This is a genomic window from Staphylococcus sp. GDY8P196P (genome assembly GCF_017891705.1).
GTDB lineage: Bacteria > Bacillota > Bacilli > Staphylococcales > Staphylococcaceae > Staphylococcus > Staphylococcus ureilyticus.
This window is the reverse complement of sequence record NZ_JAESJS010000021.1, coordinates 1-8,182: the sequence shown is the minus strand read 5'-3', so window position 1 is coordinate 8,182 and position 8,182 is coordinate 1. Positions and strand designations below refer to the sequence as shown.

Annotated in this window: 12 protein-coding genes; 2 read left to right on the top strand and 10 right to left on the bottom strand. The window is 28.8% G+C overall.

Annotated features, from left to right (window positions below; genetic code table 11):
- Window positions 1-766: 766 nt before the first annotated feature.
- Window positions 767-1,579, bottom strand: a complete 813-nt coding sequence (locus tag KA814_RS11555; protein ID WP_204173243.1) for a hypothetical protein — start codon at window positions 1,577-1,579, stop codon at window positions 767-769.
- A 665-nt stretch (window positions 1,580-2,244) separates the two neighbouring features.
- Here KA814_RS11555 and KA814_RS11550 point away from each other — a divergent pair.
- Both KA814_RS11550 and KA814_RS11545 read left to right on the top strand, forming a co-directional pair.
- Entirely contained in the window at window positions 2,245-2,682 is a 438-nt protein-coding gene (locus tag KA814_RS11550) for a DUF4231 domain-containing protein (RefSeq protein WP_204173242.1), read from the top strand.
- On the top strand, window positions 2,676-3,083 hold the full coding sequence (locus KA814_RS11545) for a TIR domain-containing protein (protein ID WP_204173241.1): 408 nt from the start codon (window positions 2,676-2,678) through the stop codon (window positions 3,081-3,083). Before KA814_RS11550 ends, KA814_RS11545 begins: the two co-directional genes overlap by 7 nt.
- Here KA814_RS11545 and KA814_RS11540 read toward each other — a convergent pair.
- From KA814_RS11540 to KA814_RS11500, 9 genes are all read right to left on the bottom strand, one after another.
- Window positions 3,080-3,277 (bottom strand): hypothetical protein, encoded by a 198-nt coding sequence (locus KA814_RS11540; protein WP_204173240.1) that lies wholly within the window; start codon window positions 3,275-3,277, stop codon window positions 3,080-3,082. The genes KA814_RS11545 and KA814_RS11540 overlap by 4 nt on opposite strands.
- A 115-nt stretch (window positions 3,278-3,392) precedes the next feature.
- A complete protein-coding gene (locus tag KA814_RS11535) occupies window positions 3,393-3,752 on the bottom strand; it encodes a YbgA family protein (protein ID WP_206170642.1) in 360 nt (119 codons plus the stop codon).
- A 54-nt stretch (window positions 3,753-3,806) separates the two neighbouring features.
- Window positions 3,807-3,998, bottom strand: a complete 192-nt coding sequence (locus tag KA814_RS11530; protein WP_204173239.1) for a hypothetical protein — start codon at window positions 3,996-3,998, stop codon at window positions 3,807-3,809.
- Between the two features lie 143 nt (window positions 3,999-4,141).
- The gene (locus KA814_RS11525; RefSeq protein WP_204173238.1) at window positions 4,142-5,353 is read right to left on the bottom strand and encodes a Fic family protein; all 1,212 of its coding nucleotides are present in this window, start codon (window positions 5,351-5,353) and stop codon (window positions 4,142-4,144) included.
- A 217-nt stretch (window positions 5,354-5,570) separates the two neighbouring features.
- The gene (locus KA814_RS11520) at window positions 5,571-5,714 is read right to left on the bottom strand and encodes a hypothetical protein (RefSeq protein WP_204173237.1); all 144 of its coding nucleotides are present in this window, start codon (window positions 5,712-5,714) and stop codon (window positions 5,571-5,573) included.
- Window positions 5,715-5,799: 85 nt separating this feature from the next.
- A complete protein-coding gene (locus tag KA814_RS11515) occupies window positions 5,800-6,141 on the bottom strand; it encodes a sigma-70 family RNA polymerase sigma factor (protein ID WP_204173236.1) in 342 nt (113 codons plus the stop codon).
- Complete coding sequence (locus tag KA814_RS11510; protein ID WP_204173235.1) at window positions 6,138-6,452, bottom strand: hypothetical protein; 315 nt, start codon at window positions 6,450-6,452, stop codon at window positions 6,138-6,140. Before KA814_RS11510 ends, KA814_RS11515 begins: the two co-directional genes overlap by 4 nt.
- Window positions 6,449-6,985 (bottom strand): pathogenicity island protein, encoded by a 537-nt coding sequence (locus tag KA814_RS11505; protein ID WP_204173234.1) that lies wholly within the window; start codon window positions 6,983-6,985, stop codon window positions 6,449-6,451. The genes KA814_RS11510 and KA814_RS11505 overlap by 4 nt, the downstream gene beginning before the upstream one ends.
- Window positions 6,986-7,011: 26 nt before the next feature.
- Entirely contained in the window at window positions 7,012-7,521 is a 510-nt protein-coding gene (locus KA814_RS11500) for a phage terminase small subunit P27 family (protein WP_069805117.1), read from the bottom strand.
- Window positions 7,522-8,182: the final 661 nt, after the last annotated feature.

Here is an 8,182-nt window from a genome sequence, read left to right as displayed (position 1 = left end):
AGTTCATCCATATCACTAGGTAGATTCTTATAAGTATCTACCATATTATGATAATTACACACGTATCTTTCTAGAACAACTTTCAATAAATTTCAAAATTTTTTACATGAAAAAAGCCCTCAACCACAATGATTGAAGGCTAGAGTATGGAGACGGCGGGAATTGATAATAGCGTTTATCTATTGATTTATAATTCCTTATAAGTATTGTCATATCAATGTTTACATTGCCTTGCTATGTTAGTGTAAAATGTTAAAATTGCAAAAACAACATATTTTTGGGGCAACATATACATATTCATTACCCCTATGCGTGAGATGATTTATATACTTTTAAAATTTGTCATAACGATATGTATTGACAGAATAATTGAGTAATTATCTAGGAAGGTCATGATTAATCAAAATACCATTATAACACTTATGAGCATTTTAAGATGATTTCTTATTAATACCTTTGACCTTATTATTATAATTATGCTTTTTTCTTTCCGAAAAGCTCAGTTGAACCTATCGGTAAAAAAGTCAAGACACCAGTAAAAGAAAACGCTGAATTGGCTAAATTAGCAGGCGTTTCTGAAACAACATTAAAAAGAGCTAAGAAAGTAAAAAAAAGAAAATCCATCAGCGTATGAAGAAGTTATTAAAAATAACAGCGGGTGGTCCAAAGCTTATGCTGAATTACCTTCAGTTAAAATCAAAAAATCTGCTGATTTTAATTAAACTGATTCATAAAATCTAATAGAATTTAATAAATTAAATTATTATTAATCTAAAGTGTACCTCATATCAACGTGATTTTTAAAATCAATATAATCTAAAAGTTTATTTTCTTCAGATATATTATTTAAAATCTCATTAGCACAATTATTTAAATTGGTTTCTATAAATTTAAACTCTGCAAAGTTAATTAGAATATCTTTCCTAACAAGTTCTCTATAATCATCCACCTTATCTATTAAACATTTTCTTTCCTTTTCACTTAAATTATTAAAATCCTCTGGCAATCTTCCAGTTCTATCTTTTACATCAATTTGATTGATGTGATAATTCATCCTATTACACTCATTAAACATATTTAGTAGACTTTGATATAATTTTGGAGATCCTTCATATATTTCTCTTTCTTCAAGTAATTCGATAATAGGATTAGCGTAACCATCAATTAAGTCTAAAATTTCCATAATTCCACTACTCATTATTTCATCATAAGATCGATTATCTTTAGGTGCAACATACAATAATAATCTTGATTCTTTTACATTATTAGAATGTTTCAAAACTTTTATCATTTTGATATTAGTAATTAACTCAATTTTAGTAATTAATTCTTGCTTCTTTTCATTTTTTTGTTTTTCATAAATATTTCTAGCATTATCTCCTGCTATTTTAGCACCTAAATAAGCACCACCAAATGTGGCAAATATTCCAATAAAACTAATCGCTATTGTATAACCTTCCAACTTATTTTCAGGGTCTATATTACTTAATATGTAGCCAATCGTAAAAATAAAAGCGAATATCATTAAACCAATTACACCAATAATAGTTATGACAGTTTTGCCATCCAATCTATTCAAGTTCTGCTCACCTCTTAATTATTGTTGTTTTTAATTATCTTCTAAAAAGCAAACTAATACAATATGAGTTCAAAAATAATCCTACTTTTGCATTTTCATTTATCTACAATCAGACAATTTTTGTCCGTTTGCTATCGTCCATTCTTGAACAATAGTACGTGGTCATTTTTGCCCGTGTACATTGGTTGCTCTTTTTTGAGAAACCTAACCTCATACTCATTTTTGAGTAATAGCACATAAACTTTTTTGTGTGTGGACTTTTTACACACCTATTTTTGAGTACATACTTTTGGTTAAACATTTTTGTCCGACCAATGTTACTGATTTTTAAGTAACATCACACCTCTATCTTAAAAGATTACATCAAAATTACCAAATCCATTTAATTATCTCTCTGACATTCGCTCTGTGCTGCATCGAGAAATGAATTAATGTATAGTTGTTCGTTTGGTGTTCTACAATTGCCTTTATTTTTAACGAATTATAAGTATTTTATCTCTTAATATTTTTAATTATAACTTTTTGTTATCACCATTATTTTTTAAGTATAGTACAATTAAATCATTATCTTTTTTACACTATCCATTAATAAGTTGCACGAATTTCAATAATTTCACTTTGAGCCATTACGTGTGTTTGAGTATAGGAAGATTGGAGGTTGAGGGATGGAAGATTATCTTCATGATAGGCTAGAAGATCAAATAAATTGGTATGATAACAAAAGTATGTCTTGCCAAAAGCATTACAATTTAAATAAATATATACAAATTATCGCCGGTGCACTAATCCCAGCAATAACACCTTTTTCATTAGTGTTTAATTCTATAAGTTTTACTATTATTATATCAATACTAGGTTTACTCATTGTAATATCTCAGTCTATTAGTAGTATAAAGAAATTTCACGAAAACTATATTCAATATCGAACTACATGCGAAGTATTAAAACATGAAAAATACTTATATTTAAATAATGTTGAACCTTATGACAATGAGACAGAACCGTTAAAACTTTTAGTTTCACGTGTTGAATCAATTATCTCTAACGAGAATATTAATTGGCAAACAATGAGACAGGATATTAAGGAGGAAGAAAAATGTTAGGAAAATTATTTGTAAGTTATAGAGCAGATGACGAAGGAAATAGGTATAAAAATTTACTCGTTGCATGGTCAGAAAATCCAAACAAAAATTTTTTCGAATTAAAATTTGAAGATACCAGTATAGGTATAAGTATTAACTCTACCGATGCTATTTATATTAAGAGAAGAATTAAAGCTAAAATTAAAGAATCTAATAAAGTTATTTGTATTATAGGAGAAAATACTCATACTTCAGATTGGGTTAATTGGGAAATAGATACTGCAAAAGAATTAAATAAACCCATTGTAGCTATTAAAATAGATAAATTTTATCATACACCAACGCGTCTTTATAACAAGCAAGTTAAATGGGCGTATTCTTTTACTTACGAATCTATAAAAAAAGCACTTCTCGAGATTTAATCGGGAAGTACTTCATAAGTTTTTTCGAAAATATCAGGTTTTACAGGATATTTTTCACCATTTACTCCAGTTATAATCCAATCGCCCTTTTCAGCTTTCATACGACCTTCTAATGTGTCGATAAATAGCGTTTCTTTAACTTTCTCTGCATTAACAACAACCGGTTTCTTTCTAACTTTTACTTTAGGAGACATATTAACACCTACTTTTTTATGTATTATAACATGAAATACTACAATTTAATATTACGCGGGTAGCAAGCCTACCCTTACTATTTTTTATCTTAATTTCCACACAAAAACAACCCACCTATTCATTTAGGTGGGCTTTATTTATAATAGTAGATTGTTTTAAATAAGTGACTTCATATAAGTCGGCTAATTTCTTGATAAAATCAATTAATACTTTTTCTGTTATAATATGATTTTCAAAATCTGTCTTTAGTTTTTTAAATAACTGCTTTTCTTGTTCAGTACTTATTTTTTTAAAATATCCCCACATATGGCAATAAGCATTTATTATTGATCCTTTAGAAGGTTGCTTATTTAGAGCATATTGAATTTTTTGTTGAATTATTTCAATTTCAACATCATTATTCATCAAAAATCTAATATCATTATAAGCGTTTTGATCATGCCATAAAACTTCGTATTTATATCTACTCCACAGTTTTTCTTTTTGAAATTGTTTGCTAATGTTATATACCTTCTTTCAATGTTCTATTTAATAAAAAGGAACTATTTTACTAGCTTTAATAATATCTTTAGTAAAGAAAAATTGTTTGCCCTGTCCTGTGTATGAAGGGTTGAGTATCATATTTGCTTTTGCGTTATATAGCCATTCGGGATGTATTCCAGAACTCAAAATATCCTGGAATTCTTGAAAATCTTTACTCCAGTCTAAATTTAGTTCCATTTATAATCACCTCACGAATATGATAGAATGTTTGTTCGTATATGTAAATAAAAAATAACCACATCATTTAAGATGTGGTTTAATCTCATCCACCAAGATGACTACTTTATTATAACATAAAAACACCCAACAGTTGGTGAGTGTTATTCAATAAAATCTTCTGATATTTTATATTGAGCTGGGCGAATACCTTCTTTTACAACGTATTCCATATCAATCAATTCGTTCAAAAACTTTCTTAAGGTTTTTTCTGACAAATCAACATACTTACTTAAAGATTGAACTGTTGTATATTCTTCAGAAGAAAAATAGAATATTTGAGCCATTATAAATAAAATATCTTTATAAGAATCATTCAACTTATTCAGATTTTCATCATACATTATTATATTTTTCGCATGCTCTAATTGTGATTTTTTTATTTTTAATTCTTCTATTAACATTTTCTGCCCATTTATAATAAAACCTAAAAATTTATCTATAAAGTAATTTAATTCGCCTCTGTTAATTACTTTGTTTGTTGTATCAAATATCTCGTAATAAGTTTTTTTATCGTTATCTATAGATCTTGATAACGATATGGCAGTCAACTTATCATATTCTTCGTTTAAATATAAGCTATTTATAAAACGTGAAGTTCTCCCGTTACCATCATAAAAAGGATGGATATAACCGAAGTAATAATGAGATATAGCGATTTTTATAACCATCTCGATTTTATTATCTTCATTTAAAAAATTCAATAATTCTTGAACTTTTTGTTCAATTAAATAGTGAGGATTCACTCCCTCGTGAATCACTCTATTTGTAACAGTAACTACATTTACAGATTCTTTTCTAAACAAAGGGCCTTCTATTTTATTTTTCTCATCTATTTCTGACGCTGTAATATTATTATAAATATCTCTTATATCCTTAGTTGTACGTGGTAATCTATTATCTGAATATAGAATTTTCAAATATGATTTGAGCATACTATAAAATCTTGGTTTTTTAGGATTTCTTTCTTTAATTTCCCTCATACTTTGTACAATTTCTTTCTTACTACTTTTTATTCCTTCTATCTGATTTGTAGAAAAAAGTTCATTTGCTATTATATCATCATGTAGAGATTCTTTTGCTCCATCTGGCAGTAATAAACTTAATTCTCTTAGCAAAGAATTATTCTTTTCTATATTATTAACTAGATTCATTGTGTATAAAGTCGGTATGAAATATAAATTTAAGTTCTTATTTGATCTAAAAGGACATATAGTTAAATCTAGTTTTTCAATATTTGTAGATTCCATTCTTTTTTTAAATTCCTTTTCAACATCGTTACTGTGTTTATAGTGAAACTTATGCATATACTCCATAAAATCACCCTTTCTAAGTGGTAATATTATCGAATTTTACCACTTAGAAATCATTAAATCAATTCATAATACGAATATTCACAAATTTTCCAACAAAAAATAACCACCCAGTGACATGTGTGGGTGGTAAAGATATAAGGAATGCTAAAAAGTACATAATCTAATGCATGTAAATATAGTATAACAAAACACTTAATTTATAATAATAAAATAACCACTATTCTTCAGAAATACTTTTAGTTAGCAAAGCAGCTCCACCAATTAACATTCCAATACCTATAATAAACAAACCATTAAATATCGCAAAAATACTTCCTAAAGATAAAAAAAACGAAAATAAATTACGCTCTGCTTTCTTCAATTTTAAGCTCCTTTTTAGCAAAAATTATCTAATGTTAATTAACCTTAATTCTAATATAACAAAAATGGGGCAAGCGCATAAGCGCCTACCCTCTCACTGCCTTATCTAATACCTTATCAAATACTTGTCTCACTCTCTCGCCAGACACTTCAAATATACGCCCTACTTCTTGATAAGTCTTACCTTCTGCTAAAAGCCAAAACATGTAAAATTCTTTATCTGTGGCCACTTGCTCAATTAATGTTTCTATTTCATTATAAAATATGCTTTCTTCAACATTATTCTCGTCTATAGGTACTGCTTCCTGTTGGTCATTCACACTAAAGAAGTCATCAACATTTGTATCTTCATCATACTCTTTACTGTTATCTATTGTCTTATGATAGTTTAATATAAACTCTTTCACTGTTGCTTTATCATACTTCATACATAATCTACTGCCTTTGCCACACGCTTTAATATAACTTCTTTCGCATGTCTTAACGTCAATTCACTTATACCTATCACATCAGCTATAACGTTGTCTGTGTAGTTGTTATCGTCCCACCATGACAATTTAATAATCTGTTGCACTTTTACTTGGCTATTGTTGTATACCTCTGTAATGCCCTTTACAATCGATTCTAGGTTCATATATTGAAGTTCATCCATATCACTAGGTTTATTCTTATAAGTATCAACCATGCTGTGATAATTGCACATGTATCGTTCTAAAATAGGATAATCTACATCAGTCATATTACTAACTCCTCACGTTCTTGATTTAATGATGCTTTCGTTTCGACTAAAAAGTTTTGATATATTACTTCACTCTCTTTTTGACGCTGTTTATTGCGTTCTACACGCTTATGATGATGGACTTTATATAAATCTTCTTGTAGCTTATCAATCGTCTTGTGTGGCTTCTCACTGCCATTTGATTGGAAATATCTCATGACTTCTTTTTGCTCTCTAGGTGTGTATCTATGAATGATTTTCTTTAACAGATTCAGTTTCTTAGTGCTATTACGTTTAAAGCGATCGAGTTCATCTTTTTGTTCTATGATCCACAATACTAATTTCTCTAAAGGATAAGACACAGTGGTCACACCCTCTACTTCATCGCAGCACATATGGCTCATATTTAAGTCATACATGGTATTAATCTGTTCTTGTATGGTACGAATCTTACTGTTAATCATCATTGGGGAGTATTGTGTTAAAAGCTCGTATTCGGTAATCTTAGGTTCTTCATAATACCAAAGCACATTTTTACTTCTTTTTAAAATCATTGCAGGCCTCCCTAGCACTTTATTATTTAATCGTTATTATCCATACCAAACTCTTCATATACCGATTGTGGTTTTTTACCATCTTCAAAAAATTCACTGAATGGATCATATTGTTGCTTAGGTTTCGGTTCCATGATTTTAAGCCGAGATTCAACTGTAAGTCCTAACTTAGGCGCAATACTATTTAACTGTGATAATGCATCACGTTTGATTGTATGATTAGGATTAAGTTTTGATCCTCTTTCAGTCACAACCACTGAATCTTCATTTTCTAGTCGTTTATTAGCGTTAATGTAATCAGAATAGGCTTGACAATACGTTGATACCAATGCCAAATCTAAGCTCGCTACAGGCAACTCATTAAGTAGTGGATAAATTCTGTACCATTCCTTTGTAGCTTCTGAATCAAGCCAATCAGGTGCTTCTGGTGCTAATTTAGTAAGATTATTCATTGCTTCTTCAGTAGCTTTTCTTTGGTCTTGTACATCTTTTGTACGGTATGCTTTCTGTTGTGATAATAATTTTCTTTGTGACATCCATATCATCTCCTATTAGTATTATATGTATTGAAACAATAATTCATATTAAGCTCTGACAAACGTCTTATAGTGCATTGAAAGACTTAATAGTCGAATAGTAGGGCATAAACGGCTTAAATTAGGCTATTTTATCTATTGATATTGTGAATTTTTACACAATTTTAGCTTTTCATTTCAAGATTTGGTTACGGATAAGGTGGGCTCGTTTAATTCGTTTTCAAAAAGGCTGGGCGCAAATTCAACGCCTCCCTTTAAATTTAGAAATAATTTTTTTCAAATTTCATTTTCTTTTTTATAATCTCCAGTATTATTTTCACTGCCCGATTAAATTATCTATCCCATTAAAATTTCCACAACTATTTTAATTATCTGCTGGGCAAAATTAATTTACTTTCAATCTAAATTTAGTTACTTTTTACTCTTTTCATACAACGTATTCTAAGACCATTTAAGCCACATGTAAGATTATTGAGCACCTAAATATCTAAATAATAAATGTATGCTCTGTATAGCTCTCTAAATGGCTACAAATGGCATTGTATAATGCAAAGTATTCATGCTTAGTTATAACGTTTTGTATCTCCTAATTGCTTCTAACATTGTTCTTGCTTATCACTTTACGAACAACAATTATTACTTATATTTTTAAATCTCATTT

What these genes read in the sequence shown, in the direction of transcription:
- KA814_RS11550 (WP_204173242.1), top strand. Translation starts at nt 2,245, where the DNA reads ATGGAAGATTATCTTCATGATAGGCTAGAAGATCAAATAAATTGGTAT.
- KA814_RS11545 (WP_204173241.1), top strand. Translation starts at nt 2,676, where the DNA reads ATGTTAGGAAAATTATTTGTAAGTTATAGAGCAGATGACGAAGGAAAT.
- KA814_RS11540 (WP_204173240.1), bottom strand. Translation starts at nt 3,277, where the DNA reads ATGTCTCCTAAAGTAAAAGTTAGAAAGAAACCGGTTGTTGTTAATGCA.
- KA814_RS11530 (WP_204173239.1), bottom strand. Translation starts at nt 3,998, where the DNA reads ATGGAACTAAATTTAGACTGGAGTAAAGATTTTCAAGAATTCCAGGAT.
- KA814_RS11525 (WP_204173238.1), bottom strand. Translation starts at nt 5,353, where the DNA reads ATGGAGTATATGCATAAGTTTCACTATAAACACAGTAACGATGTTGAA.
- KA814_RS11515 (WP_204173236.1), bottom strand. Translation starts at nt 6,141, where the DNA reads ATGAAGTATGATAAAGCAACAGTGAAAGAGTTTATATTAAACTATCAT.
- KA814_RS11510 (WP_204173235.1), bottom strand. Translation starts at nt 6,452, where the DNA reads ATGACTGATGTAGATTATCCTATTTTAGAACGATACATGTGCAATTAT.
- KA814_RS11505 (WP_204173234.1), bottom strand. Translation starts at nt 6,985, where the DNA reads ATGATTTTAAAAAGAAGTAAAAATGTGCTTTGGTATTATGAAGAACCT.
- KA814_RS11500 (WP_069805117.1), bottom strand. Translation starts at nt 7,521, where the DNA reads ATGTCACAAAGAAAATTATTATCACAACAGAAAGCATACCGTACAAAA.